We start from the raw sequence: 15,909 nt of genomic DNA, 5'->3' as shown, positions 1-15,909 counted from the left end.
CCGGGCCTGCGCAATTCGTAGGCCGGATAAGGCGAAGCCGCCATCCGGCAACGACGTTACTGCAACTGCGCCGCCACTAACGGCCAACGGGCGTCGAAATCGTCCGTTGGGCTGTATTTGAACTCACTGCGTACAAAACGGGAGAGCATGCCTTCGCAAAACGCCAGGATCTGGCTTGCCAGCAGCGTTTCATCCGTGCTGTAACCTTCGCCTTCGCGCATTTTCTTTTCACGCAGTACCTGGCGCAGCTGCGCTTCAATACGCTCGAATAGCTGGTTAATGCGGCCCTGCAGTCTGTCCTGCTCAAACATCAGCGCATGGCCAGTCAGAATACGGGTCAGGCCCGGGTTACGTTCTCCAAATCCCAGAATCAATTGCACAATCAGACGCAGACGCGCAGTGGTGTCTTTTTCGTCTTTCAGAATCAGGTTGATACGCGTGATCAGACTGTCTTCGATAAACTCGATCAGGCTGTCGAACATCCGGGTTTTGCTCGGGAAATGACGGTACAGCGCCGCTTCAGACACGCCTACAGAGGCGGCCAGTTTTGCGGTGGTGATGCGTTGACTGCCATCGCTGGATTCAAGCATCAGCGCCAGAGATTGAAGTATTTCTTCGCGACGGTTCCTTTTCGCGGTTTGTTTTTCTGCCATGTTGCAAAATACCCCTGAAAATAAGCACTTGTCAGGCTGGCATCCACACAGCGACCGCAAACTGGCGTTTGCGGTTTGTTATGACATTATGACGCTGTGAGATGCGTGTCTGTCGGGCGGTTATTTGCGCCCGGAATGGCCGAAGCCGCCTTCGCCACGGTCGGTGGCATTAAAGTCTGCCACCAGGTTAAATTCTGCCTGCACCACAGGTACAAAGACCATCTGCGCGATACGCTCGCCCGGTTCAATGGTGAAGCTGTCCTGACCTCGGTTCCAGACGGAGACCATCAGCTGGCCCTGGTAGTCAGAGTCGATCAGGCCGACCAGGTTACCCAGCACAACACCATGCTTATGACCCAGGCCTGAACGTGGCAGGATCACCGCCGCCAGTGAAGGGTCAGCAATGTGAATCGCCAGGCCCGTTGGGATCAGGGTGGTCGCACCCGGAGCCAGTTCTACGGCGTCATCGAGACAGGCGCGCAGGTCAAGACCGGCAGAGCCGGAGGTGGCATAGGTTGGCAGCGGGAATTGCTCGCCAACACGCGGGTCCAGAATCTTAACGTCGATTTTTTTCATCATAACGGGTAACGATCTCGTCCAGTAATTGTTGGCCCAGGAGTTCCTTGCGCTCAAGCGGTAAGATTTTATCTCCATCCTGCCAGAAAAGGTGCAGTGCGTTGCTGTCGCTGTTAAATCCTTGCGTGGCCAGCGATACGTCATTCGCGCAAATCAAATCGAGGTTTTTGCGGGTACGTTTTTGCCGGGCATATTCTTCCACATTATTTGTTTCTGCGGCAAACCCAACAACGTAAGGACGATGGGTTTTCAGCGCGGCGACACCAGCAACGATGTCCGGGTTTTTCACCATTTTTAGTGTTAATTCATCGCCTTGCTTTTTGATTTTGGCATCGGAAATGGTCTCTGCGCGGTAGTCCGCGACGGCAGCACAACCGATAAAAATCTGCTGGTTTTGCGCATGGGCCTGTACCGCGGCCTCCATTTCCAGCGCGGTGATGACGTCAATACGCTGCACAAAAGGCGGCGTAGGTAACGAGACCGGGCCACTGACCAGCGTGACGTTCGCGCCGCGTTTCGCCGCTGCGGCCGCAATCGCAAAGCCCATTTTACCGGAGCTGTGGTTGGTAATGTAACGTACCGGATCCAGCGGCTCGCGCGTTGGGCCGGCTGTAATCATGATGTTGAGATGTTGCAGGTCGTTGACAGGCGAAAAATGGGCCGCGGCCATATCGACAATAGTCAATGGATCAAGCATACGACCTGGGCCGACATCGCCACAGGCCTGGCTCCCGCTGTCCGGCCCCCAGATCAGCAGGCCGCGTGAGGCCAGCGTCTGTAGATTATGCTGGGTCGCGGCATTGCGATACATCTGCTGATTCATGGCCGGCACAACGGCAACAGGAGCGGGCGTGGCCAGACAAATGGTCGAAACCAGATCGTTCGCCATCCCGGCGGCAACGCGGGCAATTAAATCGGCCGTGGCGGGGGCAAGGATAACCAGGTCTGCCCATTTCCCAAGCTCAATATGGCCCATCGCGGCTTCTGCGGCAGGGTCAAGCAGGCTGTCAGATACCGGGTATCCTGAAACGGCCTGCAGGCTCAGAGGAGTGATAAAGGCTTTTCCGCCTTCGGTTATCGCGACCCGTACGTCGGCCCCGCGCTCGCGCAGACGGCGCACCAGTTCCGGCGTTTTATAGGCTGCAATGCCGCCGCTAACGCCAAGAACGATTTTTTTACCGGCCAGGCTCATCATGATTCTTTCCTGTTGGGTTTCACCAGAGAGCGGGCATTTTATCACAATCCCAAAAACGGGGTGATCTTGTCCTTCGGTCACTTTGCGAGGCGTTACGCAAGAACGAGACGCGAGAGTCAGGTACCTGAGTAGCCTATGGCAAGATGGGCAAAAAACAGGGAGAAAAAGCATGGAAGACGAGGATGAACTGCTCTTGCCGCGCGAAAAATTGCTGCGCTATGGCGTCACCTTGCTAAAGGATGAAGAACTGCTGGCGCTTTTTTTGCGCACCGGTACGCCGGGCAAAACGGTCTTTACGCTGGCAAAAGATCTGATAGGCCATTTTGGTTCACTCTACGGTTTGATGACGGCGGAACTGGCGGAGTTTGCGCATGTGGAGGGTATCGGTGTGGCGAAATATGCCCAGCTTAAAGGGATTGCCGAACTGGCCCGCCGTTTTCAGTGTGTTCGTATGCAGGAGGAGGACCCGATACTGACTCCTGCGATGACGCGCGAGTTTCTGCAAAGTCAGTTAACCGATATTGAACGCGAGATCTTTATGGTGATCTTTCTCGACAACCGGAACCGGGTGCTCAAGCATAGCCACCTTTTCTCGGGCACGCTAAGCCATGTTGAGGTTCATCCGCGTGAAATTGTGCGCGAAGCAATAAAATTGAATGCAGCCGGCGTGATACTCGCGCATAATCACCCTTCTGGCTGTGCAGAACCAAGCAGAGCTGACAAAGAGATCACCGACCGCATTGTCAAATGCTGTCAATTCATGGACATTCGTGTGCTGGACCATCTGATAATTGGCCGCGGAGAGTACCTTTCTTTTGCAGAACATGGCTGGATTTAGGCTATTTCTCGCGATCCATCGGGATCTTTGTCTGTTCGGGACTTGAGCACACCGCCGAGTCAGCGTATACTACGCCACCTTTGAGAATCTCGGGTTTGGCATTTGGGCCTGGCAATCGAGAGTTCAATAGAACTATGCGATGACCGGGCTGTAAAGCCTGACGAGGCGCCGATACCCCATACGAAGCTCGAGCTAATTTGATTTTTGGAGAATAGACATGTCCCGAGTCTGCCAAGTTACTGGCAAGCGTCCGGTGACCGGTAACAACCGTTCCCACGCACTGAACGCGACTAAACGCCGTTTCCTGCCGAACCTGCACTCTCACCGTTTCTGGGTTGAGAGCGAGAAGCGTTTTGTCACCCTGCGCGTATCTGCTAAAGGTATGCGTGTAATTGATAAGAAAGGCATCGATACAGTTCTGTCCGAACTGCGTGCCCGTGGCGAAAAGTACTAAGTACTTAAAGAGGAAATAAATCATGGCTAAAGGTATTCGCGAGAAAATCAAGCTGGTTTCTTCTGCTGGTACAGGTCACTTCTACACCACCACGAAGAACAAACGTACTAAGCCGGAAAAACTGGAACTGAAAAAATTCGATCCAGTTGTACGCCAGCACGTAATGTACAAAGAAGCTAAAATCAAATAATTTTAGCCTCCTTGTATTGAAAAACCCCGCAACTGCGGGGTTTTTTGCATTCTGCATCTTACTACGGAGGAATCATGCCTGAATTACCTGAGGTGGAGACCAGCCGCCGCGGTATTGAGCCGCATCTGGTCGGCGCGACTATTCTTCATGCTACCGTGCGTAACGGTCGCCTCCGTTGGCCGGTTTCTGATGAGATCCATGCGTTAAGCGATAAACCGATCCTCAGCGTCCAGCGCCGCGCGAAATATCTGCTTCTGGAGCTGCCCGATGGCTGGATCATCATTCATCTTGGCATGTCCGGCAGCCTGCGGATCCTCACTGAAGAGCTGCCTGCGGAAAAGCATGACCATGTCGATCTGGTGATGAGTAACGGCAAAGTGTTGCGTTATACCGATCCCCGCCGCTTTGGCGCATGGTTGTGGACCAAAGAACTGGAAGGACATAGCGTACTGGCACATCTGGGGCCAGAGCCGCTTTCAGAAGCGTTTAACGCGGAATACCTGAAAGCGAAGTGTGCGAAAAAGAAAACCCCGATTAAACCCTGGCTGATGGATAACAAGCTGGTGGTCGGCGTGGGGAATATCTATGCCAGCGAATCGCTGTTTGCAGCCGGGATCCATCCCGATCGGTTGGCCTCTTCGCTGTCGGCGCAGGAGTGTGAGCTGCTGGTACGGGTGATTAAAGCGGTGCTGCTTCGCTCAATTGAGCAGGGGGGAACGACGCTGAAGGACTTCCTGCAAAGCGATGGTAAGCCAGGCTATTTTGCTCAGGAGCTGCAGGTGTATGGCCGCAAAGGCGAGCCGTGCAGAGTATGTGGAACGCCGATCATCGCAACAAAGCATGCCCAGCGCGCCACATTCTATTGCCGTCAGTGCCAGAAATAGCGCTACTTTAGCTTGTCCATCAACGCCTGGTGGACGTTAACCGGCAGGAAATGGGTAACGTCCCCGTGATGACGCGCCACCTCTTTCACCAGCGTGGAAGAGATGAACGACCACTCCTTGGATGGCATCAGAAATACGCTTTCCAGCTCCGGCATCAAATGACGATTCATATGCGCCAGCTGCATCTCATACTCGAAGTCTGCCACCGCGCGTAAGCCACGGATCAGAATCGTCGCCTGCTGGGCGCGGGCAAAGTTGGCCATCAGATCGCTGAAGCCCACCACTTCCACGTTCGGCAGGTGCGCAATGGCCTCGGTGGCAAGCGCGACGCGCTCGTTCAGGTCAAACATCGGTTTTTTACTGGGGCTGGCAGCAATCGCCAGAATCACCTTGTCGAACATGCACGACGCACGGGTGATGATATCAAGATGACCATTGGTGATCGGATCAAAGGTACCTGGATAAATCGCTTTTGTGCTCATGGCTCACGTTTTCTCTGAGTAGCCGCGGCTGAGCGCCCACAGCTCGGTGTATTTGTTGAAAGTATACTGGGCATTTACCACGGCCAGTAACCAGCCCTGTTTACCGTCCAGCACGCCGCCACGCAGCAGCAGCGTTTTCAGAAATGCCCCCAGCGTATGGGTGAAGATACCTGTCAGCGTGGCTTTCTTGCCGCGCTGATGGCGCTCCTGTGCCCAGGCGGTGGCATAGTTGAGCTGTTTACGCTGGAAGCTGGCGAAATCCCGGCAGGTCAGGTGCAAAAGATCGCCCGTCAGCGGGACGACTGGCGCACTGTCGCAGGCCAGGGATTCATGGACCAGATTATCATTGTACTGATACCGCTCGCGCTCGTAGAGGCGCGTGACCCGGTCGGGGTACCAGCCGCTGTGACGCATAAAACGGCCAAGGAAATAGTTACGACGCGCAATGCTGTAGACCGTGCCCGGCGTTGGTGCGGCGAGCACCGCCTGAATAGCCTGACGCAGCTCCGGCGTGATGCGCTCGTCTGTGTCGAGTATCAGTACATAATCACCGGTGGCATATCCCTGCGCACGCTGGCGCTGGATGCCATACCCTTGCCAGTCGGTGTTGGTATAGACTTTTGCACCCGCTGCGCGGGCAACGTCCGCCGTGTTGTCTTCACTGCCGGAGTCGAGCAGGATAATTTCGTCAGCCCAGGCAACGGAGGCCAGGCAATCCGGAAGCAGGTCGGCAGCGTTTTTGGCGATCAGAACGACCGACAGGCGCGTTGACATTAGTGGCTCCGCTGCGGCAGATAAGGTTGCAGAAGCTGCAGCAGACGGGTGAGGGCACCCTGGTTCTGATGCAGCACTTCGACGGCATGACGACCGTACCACAGGCGGTAATCTTCGTCGGTCAGCAGAGTCGAGACCTCTTTGACCACCGAATCCGCATCGGTCACGGTAATTAGCCCTTCCGCTTGCTGCAATTTCGCACAGATATCTTTGAAGTTGAAGGTATGTGGACCCATCAGCACGGGAATGGCATGGGCCGCTGGTTCCAGCGGGTTATGGCCACCACGCTCCACCAGGCTGCCGCCAACAAAGGCCAGATCAGCGATGCCATACAGCAGCATCAGCTCACCCATGGTATCGCCAATAACCACCTGCGTGCTGGTGGAGGGGATCTCACCGCTGCTGCGCAGGGTGAAGCTGAAGCCGCCTTTTTGCACCATTTCACGGGCGTCTTTAAAACGCTCGGGATGGCGAGGTACCAGAATCAGCAGCAAATCGGGGAATTTCTCCAGCAGCTTACGATGCGCCTGCAGGATAATCGCCTCTTCGCCATCATGGGTGCTGGTCGCAATCCAGACCTGGCGACGCGGTGCCCACTGGCGGCGCAGCGTGATAGCACGGGCGGCAAGTTCAGGCGTGACGGAGATATCGAATTTGAGGCTGCCTGTCACCGCCAGCTGGTTGCGTTTCAGGCCAAGCGAGATAAAGCGCGCTGCGTCTTCTTCGTTTTGCGCAGCAATCAGTGTGATTTTGCTGAGCAGGCGGCGCATAAATTTCCCCAGCTTGCCGTAGCCTTTTGCCGAACGTTCTGACAGACGCGCGTTAGCGATCACCAGTGGAATTTTACGGGCATGCAGAGCGGAAATCATATTCGGCCACAGCTCGGTTTCCATCACGATCACCAGTTTAGGGCGAACGGTTTCCAGAAAACGGTTCATGGCGCAGGGAAGGTCGTAGGGCAGATAGACGTGATGCACGTCTTTACCGAAGGCGGACATCACGCGCTCAGAGCCGGTCGGCGTCATGGTCGTGACGGTGATCGGTAGCGACGGATAACGGTGACGCAGGGCGCGAACCAGCGGGATCGCTGCCAGCGTTTCGCCAACAGAAACGGAATGCAGCAAAATACCGTCCGGGGCAACTTTATTGCGACAGAAGCCATAGCGTTCAGCCCAGCGTTTTCGGTACGCAGGCGCTTTACGGCTACGAAGCAGCAGTCTCAGCCACACCAGTGGCTGAATGATATAGAGCAGGGCGGTATACAACAATTCCAAGCGATTATCCGTCTTTTTAGTTTCGGCGGGCAAATTCTAAGCATTTGGGCCAGGTAAAGCTATCTCTTATGCCACATAGCGCTTCAAACGGAAGTAACGACGGCCCAGTCGCCAGCGCAATCGGGGACTTTTTGCATTTTTCCAGATGAGTTTCCAGATCCCTTTATCGAAAAACTCTTTGATAATAAATGCCTTTTTCTGCTCATCTTTCATGTTGTCGAAAGTATGAATGATGCCCAGCCCTTCTTTGGCAATTTGCCAGTGGCAAGCAGGGATCCCTTTCACTTTATCGGGGTAGCGCTGATTAATGGCATCGAGCATCTGCAGGATTTTCATGTAGTGACGCGCCGAGCGAATGAGCGTGTCGTCATTGTCCGGCATATGAGACACCGACGCAGAGTGAATGTAGTAGTCGTAGTAACGTTCACTGGTGTACTGCACCCGCTCCGCCGCCAGCAGTACTTCTGTGGTCCACGGAATATCCTGATGGCGCAACCCCGGTTCAAAGTGAAAACCGTGCTCGCGAATAAAGTCATGACGATAGATGTTCAGCCAGGTCACGTGCAGGAACTTACGGGAGTCGAGCGCCATTTTGAGCCATGCAGGGCCGGACATGACGCCCGTTGATGCCAGTTTGTCTTCAGGGAAAATAGGGCGTGAAGGCTTCTTATTATTTTCCCAGACGTAGTTGCCGTTACAGGTAGCGACATCAAGACGTTGCGTAACAGCCATATCAAGCAGGTGCTGATACATGCCGGGTTTAAAGACATCATCAATATCAGGGAAAGAAAGATATTGGCCCGTCGCGACGGCCAGACCGGTATTACGCGCGATGGATACGCCCTGATTTTGCTGCTCAATAACCTGCATCTGCGGCAGCTTTTCGCGCCAGTTTTCGACGATCTGCATCGAACGGTCCGTGGAGCCGTCATTGACGATGATGACTTCCATACTGTCGATGCGTTGATCCACAAGGCAGGTAAAGAACTGATCCAGGAACGCTTCACCGTTATAAACGGCTACCACCACGCTTAATAATGGCGCTGAATTTTGCATAAGAAACCTGATTATTTTTGATTGTCGACCAAAGCAATATATTGCTGGCAAATGGCCTTGATACCGAACGATGCAATGGTTGCGCGATCAACGACCGGTGGAGAGGTATAAATATCCGCCAGCGTTTTTGCCAGAGACTCGTCATTCATCTCTGCCAGACCGCGGGATAAGTCTCCCTTGAGGATTTCGGCGGGGCCACCTGGACAATGTGTACTGACGGGTGGCGTCTGGCAGATAATGGATTCAACCAGCACATTACCAAAACCTTCGCAGTCAGAACTTAACACTAAAAGGCGTGCCCCTTTAATCCAGGGATAAGGATTAGGTTCGAACGGACGGAAAACCGTTTTGTCTTCAATGCCCAGTTCGCGGGCAAGCTGCTTAAGCTTTTGAATTTTAGCCTCAGAGCCATTGCCCATCATGACCAGCGTGGTATTGAGCTGACTCAGCGCGAACGCCCGTAGCAGGCGATCGTGGCGCTTGTGTTCATGGAAGCGGCCGACGTGAATGATGTAATCCTTTCCCTGCATCTCAAAGGGGGCGTCCGCCAGACGCTGGATTTCAGGAATATCAAAAGGATTATGGATTACCGCCGTGCGTCGGAGATTCAGGGCCAGCGTTTCTGAAAGATCTTTCAACACGGCGCCTGAGACGGCGACCACGTTGCGGTTTTCGTAGGTATGGCGAATCTTAGTGTGTTTAAACCAGCGTGAAAGCCCACGGCGATGACGAAGGTAGGAGAATGAGAACATGCCATGCACGCAGAACCAGACTTTATCGCGCTCCAGGGCGCGGCAGTGCGCCACGATGCGGTCAGTTTTGTGCAGATGCGAGAACACCACATCAAATTTGCCGCTGCGCTCCGCCCGCTCGATAGCCTGATCCAGCAGCCTGGCGCGGCGTGGGATCTCCGTTAGCTTCCGCCACGGTTTTTTGCAGGTATCCTGAACGACCTGATAATCGATGCCTTCCGGAATGGCGTAGTCGCACACTTTCCGCAGCGAGAAGAGAGAGACCTGATGCCCCATCTCTGTTAATCCGCTGGAGAGTGTAAGAACCGTTTTTTCAGCTCCTCCACCGGGTAAACCATCAATAATCATTAGGATGCGCATTTTTAATCCAGTAATTTTTGATAAAGCGAAATAAGCTGACTTGACAGTTTTTCGGGGGTGGCGTCTTTTACACGTTCACGTGCCGCTCGTCCCATATCGTTATTTTTTTCCAGCGAAGGGGTGGCCGCTACCGCCTCCTTCAGGGTGCTGATATCAAGTGCGTCACAGTAAAATCCGTTCTGGCCTTGCTGAATAAATTCTGCCCCACCGCAACTCTCTGATGTAATGACCGGCAAACCGCAGGCCATCGCTTCAAGAATGACGTTAGGGAAAGGATCATACAGCGTTGGTAGCAGTAAACCATCAGATAGCTGATAAAATGGCAGCGTCTCTTTTTGCATCCCCAGAAAACGGATTTGCCCCTCGCAGCCTAATGAACGGGCGAGGTCGCGATAGCGACGTTCTGCTTTATCCTGCCCAACCACAATCAGCCACGCCGCAGTACCCGCAACGGCGCGTATAGCGCTGGCCAATCCTTTTCGTTCAAATCCTGACCCTACGAAGCAGAAAATGACGGCATCGGTCGGCAAACCAAACTGCTGACGCAATGCAATACGTTGTGCCTCTTCTGCCGGAACGAAACGGGTGGAATCAATTGAATTATAAATCACATGTATTTTTTTTGCGTCAATATCAAAGTCTTCGACGATTTCGCGCTTGATCATCTCCGCATTACAGATAACCGCCTTTAACTCCGGCGCCTGGTACATTTCACGTTCGGCATTCATCACATAGCGGTGATATCGATCATGCATCAGCAGTTTTGCACGCCAGGCAGGCAGAATGCGTGCGCGCTGCAGGAGCCAGCGTCGGTGTACGCCGTCGCCTGCACGATAAATGTCACAGCCCGGAATGCGCTCGTGGCTTTGCACAATATCAAACTGCTGCTGCTGCCAGAGCGCACGTGCGGCATGCGCAAATCCGCGCTCGCGGCTGATGCGGCCCCATTTGCGCGGATCGCAAATATGAATATGCCAGTCGTCCTGTTTCTCACCCTGCCATTCGCGCGTGATGACGTTGAGCTCGAGATTTTGGTTGCTCAGCGCGGTAAGGGCGCGAGACACGAAGCGTTCTGCCCCGCCATCCGGGCGATACTTTTGGCGAACAATCGCCAGGCGATGGTGTTTCATGACAGATATCTCCTTGCGGCGGAGACGACAGCATCAACGGGAATGGCGTCGAGATAGCGTTCTTTTGTTTTGGTATCAATGGCGTCTGGATCGGGCAGCGGGCCGTAATCACCTGCCCAGATGACTTCCCCATTAACCTGCCAGGGTGACCAGAAGGTGAGTTTTGATGGGCCAAACAATGCCACACAGGGGGTCTGAAGCGCAGCGGCCATATGCATCGGAACGGAGTCAACGCCAATAAACAGAGACGCATGATCGATAAGCGAAGCCAGTTGACGCAACGTGAGCTGACCTGCCAGCGAGACGACCCCCGTCTCTGGCGAGGCGGCGAGAATGCGATCGATCATCGCCAGCTCTTTTTTATCCGGCCCGGCGGTGAGGACGACAGTGTGGCCATCCTGCTGCAGCGCCGTGATGGTTTGCGCCATTTTGCCTTCGTCCCAGCATTTAAAGAACCAGCGCGACGTAGGCTGAATCACGATGTAGTTGTCTCCCACACCGTTTTGCATCAACTTTTGGTGAGCCTCGTGCCAGTCTTCAGCATGGTAGGCCATGGTCACGGCAGGTTGAGCGGTGACCGGTAATGGCGACAAAATAGAGAGGTTCTGTTCGACAGTGTGCAACGCGTTGTGCCCGGCCACAGAGACCAAATCGCTATGGCAAAACCGCCAGAATGCGTTGTTGCGCTTATTAAAAGCGAACCCGAGTCGTACCGGTGCGCCGGTGAAACGGGTAACGATAGCGCTGCGCCACTGATCGGCAAGATTAATCACCAGGTGATAATGCTGTTTCCTTAACGCACAGAGCAACTGCCACTCTTTTTGCAGATGTTTCAGCGTGCCCAGCTGCTTCCATTTACGGTCGATCCCGTAAACAGTACCGATCGCCGGGTGTGCGGCGAGCATATCGCGGGTTTCTTCATACAACAGCACATCAATCTGTGCCTGCGGCCATTTTTGACGTAACGAATCAATGACGGGAGTGGTCAGTAACATGTCGCCATGATGGCGGAGTTTGATAAGTAAAATGCGCAAATCAGGCGTGTCAGGTAAGTTATTCATCATCATCTTATTGGCGTTGTACTGTTGGCAATTCTAATAGACCTGATAGCGACTTGCACTCTTTCTCCATAATCTCAGGAAATTCCCTGGAAGGGTTTACTCATGCTTCGGTGAGTGCGTAACATAGCGCTAACTTTCCTGTCTTGCGGACTCATTATGAAAAAACCAGCGTTTATCATCACGATTGATACTGAAGGCGATAATCTCTGGCAAAATCACCGCGTCATTAAAACGGAGAATGCGCGCTATCTGGCGCGATTCCAGACGCTTTGTGAGCGTTTCGGTTTCAAACCCGTATGGCTGACAAATTATGAGATGGCGATTGAGCCGGTTTTCATTGAGTTTGCCAAAGATGTGATCGCCCGCGGTCAGGGTGAAGTCGGGATGCACCTTCACGCGTGGAATAGCCCTCCTGAACACGATCTCACCGGAGATGACTGGCGCTGGCAGCCGTATTTGATTGAATTTTCAGATGAGGTTATGCGCGAGAAAGTGTTGTTCATGACCCGTCTGCTGGAAGAGACCTTCCAGACCAAAATGTTAAGCCATCGCGCCGGGCGCTGGGCCTTTGATAGCCGTTACGCCAGACTGCTGATCGAACTGGGCTACCAGGTTGATTGCTCTGTTACGCCGCGCGTGAACTGGCGTAACGCGAAAGGCGCCCCGCAGGGGAATGGCGGAACCAATTATCAGCACTTTCCAGACCACGCCTACTATATTGATACAGACGATATCTCACGAGCGGGCAATAGCCCCTTACTCGAAGTGCCGATGAGCATCCAGTATAAGCATCCGGCCTGGTTGAACACCGTCAAACAGGGCTACGATCGCCTGCGCGGTAAATATCGATCACCGTCCGTAAACTGGTTGAGACCGTCCGGTGGTAATGCGTCGCAGATGATTCAGGTCGCACAGCAATGCCTGTCTCAGGGACATGACTACGTGGAGTTTATGCTGCATTCCTCGGAATTTATGCCGGGCGGAAGTCCTACGTTTAAAGATGAGGCGGCGATTGAAGGGTTGTATCAGGATCTGGAAGTGCTCTTTAGCTGGTTATCCGATAAGACGGTAGGGATGACGCTGGCGGAGTTTTATCAATACAAGAAAAATTAATGCCCGCATCGCGGGCATTATGATTAACGCTGTTACCAACAATAAGTAATGTCGAGGACAACGAAATAAGTCTCAAAATTAGCGTCACTCGATAGAGTCGCAATTTTATTTTTTCCATAATGCCTCAATAACCCTTTTTTTATAGCTGAAGCGAACATCGCTGGATAAGAAAAATGAGAGAGAATAAAGTGCTTTTACCCGTTGTTTAACAAGCTGGAAATGCTGGTCGGTCAGATGTTGCCGATGATTACTGTAAATATCAAACCAATGACAATTTATGAGATGTTGAAACGGCTGCGGGAATGTTTTTTCCATCAGCAATGTGCATTCCACAAGCGTTTTGATTTTGCTCGCGTCGAGTTTGCTCGACAAACTGTCGCTACGCTTGATGTAGTAATAGTGCCCGCGACGTTGATAGGCTATTTTACTCGATTGCATCAACATGCCAGGGAATACCGCAAAATCCTCATAACACACCAATGAAGGAATCGGATTACTTTCGTATAACTTGCGATGAATGAATTGACCAATGAGATGTGCCTGGAAATCTTTATGCAGCAGGAAACGTTTTATAGCCTCCCGTTGCGACAACGCAACGGGAGAAAATCCTTGCCAGTTGGGGGTGATTTTTTTGATATCACGAATTTCTAGCAGGCGCGTCAGCAGCATATCAGGACGCTCTGTCTTGAGGAATGCTACAGCGTCCCTGATGCTACCCGGTTTCAGCCGGTCATCACTATCCAGCATGGTAATGTAGTCACCTGATGCCAGAGAGAATGCGCTATTGCGAACAAGGCCTACATTACGAAACTGAACGTGCCGGGAGTGTACATTCGGAAACGCTGGCAACCACGTCTCAATAATATCTTGCGTGGAATCATCGGAGCTGTCGTTAAAGATAATCACCTCAACATCGTCGCCCACATTATCGATGGCATCGTGCAGGCTTTCTAACGTTGTGTGAAGGGTATCTTCGGCGTTATGTGCAGCAATAATGATGCTTAGAAAAGCCATAAAAAATTAGTTTCCCAGGGCATCAAAGGTATATGGGGTTGCGGTAGCTTTTGGTAACGCGCAAATGAAACGTTTGAGTTCGTTTAAGGATTCGTCTGTTACAGCAAAGAGTTCTTCCCTGTCTTGCGAGAAATAGTATTTAGTCTCAAAAACATAAGAACAAATATTGTCGTCGTTACCTATCAGCATCACATTTCCAAGTGGGCGTTGTTCATAGTGGCAGCATGGGCCAAACAGCAGCACTACGGGTACATCTACTGCATCGGCAATATAGACATTGCCTGAATCAGACGCGATATAACAATCCATCCTGGAAATCGCCCACGGAAGATCTTCAAGAGGGATTTTGCCGATGAGGTTAACGACATTAGGAATGTCACCGTAAGCACGGGTGATATCATCCAGCCACGACTGTTCATCAGGGGCGCCAAACACATAAAACTCGCAGGGCAGGTCGGCGAGACGATCAATAATTCGCTTCCAGATGACCGGAGGCACTGTTTTGGCTTTATTACCTGCGGCAATGCTGATGCCGATGCGGATCACATCAGGTTTGTCGAGAATTGCCGGGTAGGTCGCTGGTTTGAACAGCGGCTTTGTGGCGTGCTTGGGCGAGTCCTGCCACGTCAACGAACGGTCGGCCAGCTTCAGGTAATTGGTCACTGATAGCGTTTTTTTGCCGTGCTCAACGGTACCGTCGGCGGTGAGATAGAAAATCCCGTGATACCATCTGCGGGTGTAAATGCTTAAAAATTGTTTGTTTTTGGCATTACAGACGGCGGCAAAAAAGAGATTTACACTGTTGGGTTGCAGAAGATAGACGTTGTCGTAGCGGTTCATGATGCGGCAGGCAAAGCTGAGCTTACGCCACAGACTACGCTTATGCTGCTCGATAAAAAAAATCTCTTCGATCGTTTCGTCATGCTTCGCCAGCGCACCTACGCTGCGACTGATGAGCACATCACTTTTTTGCAGGTATGCCAGCAGGGGCGTCGCATTAACAAAATCACCGATTTTGGCTGTCTGAATGACCAGGTTTTTACCTGTATCTTTGCGGAACAGCTTCCGGATAAGCTTCACCGGAAGGAGTAAAATCAGCAGAAATACGTAACTCATTCGTTAGATATCCCTGTCGGAAAGCCAGTGGCTGTCCTGTAAAAATGAAAAAATGGCATCTGCGCTAATGTCCCTCGTTTGTTGAGTCGGGCTGACCATTTTATGCTGGTTTTTACCGTAACCCCCAATCAAACCGGGATCGGTCGGGCCAAAAATCGTGATGTTTGGACGATCCAGCGCCGCGGTTAAATGGCTTAAACCCGTATCAACGGAAACGACAGCTTTAGCTCCGGCCAGCTCTGCAGCAACTTGCGCCAGCGTGAGTTTAGGTAAAACCTCGACGTGCGAAAAACCGGCTGCCAGACGTTCAGCACGCTGGCGCTCATGTTCAGCACCCCACGGCAGTTTAATATGGATGCCGGCAGGTTGCATTAGTTCAATGAGTCTTCGCCAGTGCGTTTCCGGCCAGTGCTTATCATCGCGCGTTGTGGCATGCAGGAAAACCAGCCAAGGCTGCGCAGGCTTCTCTGCATCACGCAGAAAATGCTGCGAGATCGCGTAATCACCCTGGGTTTCCGGCTTTGTGTAACCGAGACTTTTTGCGAACAGCTCGCGGGTGCGTTCCACTGCGTGCTGCTGCTTTGCAATATGGTGACGACGGTTATAGAACAGGCTGGCGAGTGGTTCGCGGGCGGTTTGCCAGTCCATGCCGTGCTTAACACCGTGTGCCAGGCGCGTTACCAGCGCGGCGCTTTTGACCAGCCCCTGCGCGTCGATTATGGCGTCGTAACGCTGCGCCTGCACCGCATCGCGGAAGGCTTTGCGCTCGGCTTTAATCGGTGTGGAAAACCACGCTTTACGCCAGCGGCGGATGGCCACCGGGATCACGCGGTCGACCGCTTCATGCCAGGTAGGGATCTGCGCGAAACCCTCTTCCACCACCCAGTCAAAACGAATGCCTGGAATGGCCCGCATGGCGTCCGTCAGCGACGGAAGCGTATGCAGCACATCACCCATCGAAGAGGTTTTAACGATCAGTACCCGCAT

18 protein-coding genes are annotated in these 15,909 nt (G+C 52.9%); 5 read left to right on the top strand and 13 right to left on the bottom strand.

Annotated elements, in window-relative coordinates:
* Nucleotides 1-56 precede the first annotated feature (56 nt).
* The 3 genes from slmA to coaBC form a co-directional block, all read right to left on the bottom strand.
* The gene (gene slmA / locus AC2FAK_RS19180) at nt 57-653 is read right to left on the bottom strand and encodes a nucleoid occlusion factor SlmA (RefSeq protein ID WP_013094890.1); all 597 of its coding nucleotides are present in this window, start codon (nt 651-653) and stop codon (nt 57-59) included.
* Between the two features lie 120 nt (nt 654-773).
* Nucleotides 774-1,232, bottom strand: a complete 459-nt coding sequence (dut, locus tag AC2FAK_RS19175) for a dUTP diphosphatase (RefSeq protein WP_165466408.1) — start codon at nt 1,230-1,232, stop codon at nt 774-776.
* Nucleotides 1,210-2,421 (bottom strand): bifunctional phosphopantothenoylcysteine decarboxylase/phosphopantothenate--cysteine ligase CoaBC, encoded by a 1,212-nt coding sequence (gene coaBC, locus AC2FAK_RS19170; RefSeq protein ID WP_095455555.1) that lies wholly within the window; start codon nt 2,419-2,421, stop codon nt 1,210-1,212. The genes dut and coaBC overlap by 23 nt, the downstream gene beginning before the upstream one ends.
* A gap of 172 nt (nt 2,422-2,593) precedes the next feature.
* Between coaBC and radC the strand changes: the two genes are divergently transcribed.
* From radC to mutM, 4 genes are all read left to right on the top strand, one after another.
* Entirely contained in the window at nt 2,594-3,262 is a 669-nt protein-coding gene (radC, locus tag AC2FAK_RS19165; protein ID WP_013094892.1) for a RadC family protein, read from the top strand.
* A gap of 217 nt (nt 3,263-3,479) precedes the next feature.
* Nucleotides 3,480-3,716 (top strand): 50S ribosomal protein L28, encoded by a 237-nt coding sequence (gene rpmB, locus AC2FAK_RS19160; protein WP_002436699.1) that lies wholly within the window; start codon nt 3,480-3,482, stop codon nt 3,714-3,716.
* Between the two features lie 22 nt (nt 3,717-3,738).
* A complete protein-coding gene (rpmG, locus tag AC2FAK_RS19155) occupies nt 3,739-3,906 on the top strand; it encodes a 50S ribosomal protein L33 (RefSeq protein WP_013094893.1) in 168 nt (55 codons plus the stop codon).
* Between the two features lie 74 nt (nt 3,907-3,980).
* A complete protein-coding gene (mutM, locus tag AC2FAK_RS19150) occupies nt 3,981-4,790 on the top strand; it encodes a bifunctional DNA-formamidopyrimidine glycosylase/DNA-(apurinic or apyrimidinic site) lyase (RefSeq protein WP_013094894.1) in 810 nt (269 codons plus the stop codon).
* A 2-nt stretch (nt 4,791-4,792) separates the two neighbouring features.
* On the opposite strand, the gene coaD is transcribed toward mutM, so the two are convergent.
* The 7 genes from coaD to rfaQ all read right to left on the bottom strand — a co-directional run bounded on the left by coaD (nt 4,793) and on the right by rfaQ (nt 11,685).
* On the bottom strand, nt 4,793-5,272 hold the full coding sequence (gene coaD / locus AC2FAK_RS19145) for a pantetheine-phosphate adenylyltransferase (protein ID WP_020686494.1): 480 nt from the start codon (nt 5,270-5,272) through the stop codon (nt 4,793-4,795).
* 3 nt (nt 5,273-5,275) lie between these two features.
* Nucleotides 5,276-6,046, bottom strand: coding sequence for a glycosyltransferase family 2 protein (locus tag AC2FAK_RS19140; protein WP_095455533.1), 771 nt, complete (start codon nt 6,044-6,046; stop codon nt 5,276-5,278).
* Nucleotides 6,046-7,320, bottom strand: a complete 1,275-nt coding sequence (gene waaA, locus AC2FAK_RS19135; RefSeq protein WP_013094897.1) for a lipid IV(A) 3-deoxy-D-manno-octulosonic acid transferase — start codon at nt 7,318-7,320, stop codon at nt 6,046-6,048. Before waaA ends, AC2FAK_RS19140 begins: the two co-directional genes overlap by 1 nt.
* Nucleotides 7,321-7,386: 66 nt before the next feature.
* Complete coding sequence (locus AC2FAK_RS19130; RefSeq protein ID WP_013094898.1) at nt 7,387-8,376, bottom strand: glycosyltransferase; 990 nt, start codon at nt 8,374-8,376, stop codon at nt 7,387-7,389.
* An 11-nt stretch (nt 8,377-8,387) separates the two neighbouring features.
* Nucleotides 8,388-9,488, bottom strand: coding sequence for a glycosyltransferase (locus AC2FAK_RS19125; RefSeq protein WP_029881896.1), 1,101 nt, complete (start codon nt 9,486-9,488; stop codon nt 8,388-8,390).
* A 2-nt stretch (nt 9,489-9,490) separates the two neighbouring features.
* Nucleotides 9,491-10,618, bottom strand: coding sequence for a glycosyltransferase family 4 protein (locus tag AC2FAK_RS19120; protein WP_013094900.1), 1,128 nt, complete (start codon nt 10,616-10,618; stop codon nt 9,491-9,493).
* Nucleotides 10,615-11,685, bottom strand: coding sequence for a putative lipopolysaccharide heptosyltransferase III (rfaQ, locus tag AC2FAK_RS19115; protein WP_013094901.1), 1,071 nt, complete (start codon nt 11,683-11,685; stop codon nt 10,615-10,617). The genes AC2FAK_RS19120 and rfaQ overlap by 4 nt, the downstream gene beginning before the upstream one ends.
* 150 nt (nt 11,686-11,835) lie before the next feature.
* Between rfaQ and AC2FAK_RS19110 the strand changes: the two genes are divergently transcribed.
* A complete protein-coding gene (locus tag AC2FAK_RS19110; RefSeq protein WP_095455534.1) occupies nt 11,836-12,792 on the top strand; it encodes a polysaccharide deacetylase family protein in 957 nt (318 codons plus the stop codon).
* A 105-nt stretch (nt 12,793-12,897) separates the two neighbouring features.
* On the opposite strand, the gene AC2FAK_RS19105 is transcribed toward AC2FAK_RS19110, so the two are convergent.
* From AC2FAK_RS19105 to rfaC, 3 genes are read right to left on the bottom strand one after another with little or no spacing between them, the layout of a single operon-like run.
* On the bottom strand, nt 12,898-13,806 hold the full coding sequence (locus AC2FAK_RS19105; protein WP_095455535.1) for a glycosyltransferase family 2 protein: 909 nt from the start codon (nt 13,804-13,806) through the stop codon (nt 12,898-12,900).
* 6 nt (nt 13,807-13,812) lie between these two features.
* Nucleotides 13,813-14,922 (bottom strand): glycosyltransferase family 9 protein, encoded by a 1,110-nt coding sequence (locus AC2FAK_RS19100; protein ID WP_038982555.1) that lies wholly within the window; start codon nt 14,920-14,922, stop codon nt 13,813-13,815.
* Between the two features lie 3 nt (nt 14,923-14,925).
* Entirely contained in the window at nt 14,926-15,909 is a 984-nt protein-coding gene (gene rfaC / locus AC2FAK_RS19095; protein ID WP_095455536.1) for a lipopolysaccharide heptosyltransferase RfaC, read from the bottom strand.

Source organism: Enterobacter cloacae complex sp. 394F7, assembly GCF_057320385.1.
This window is presented reverse-complemented; position numbering and strand designations above follow the sequence as displayed.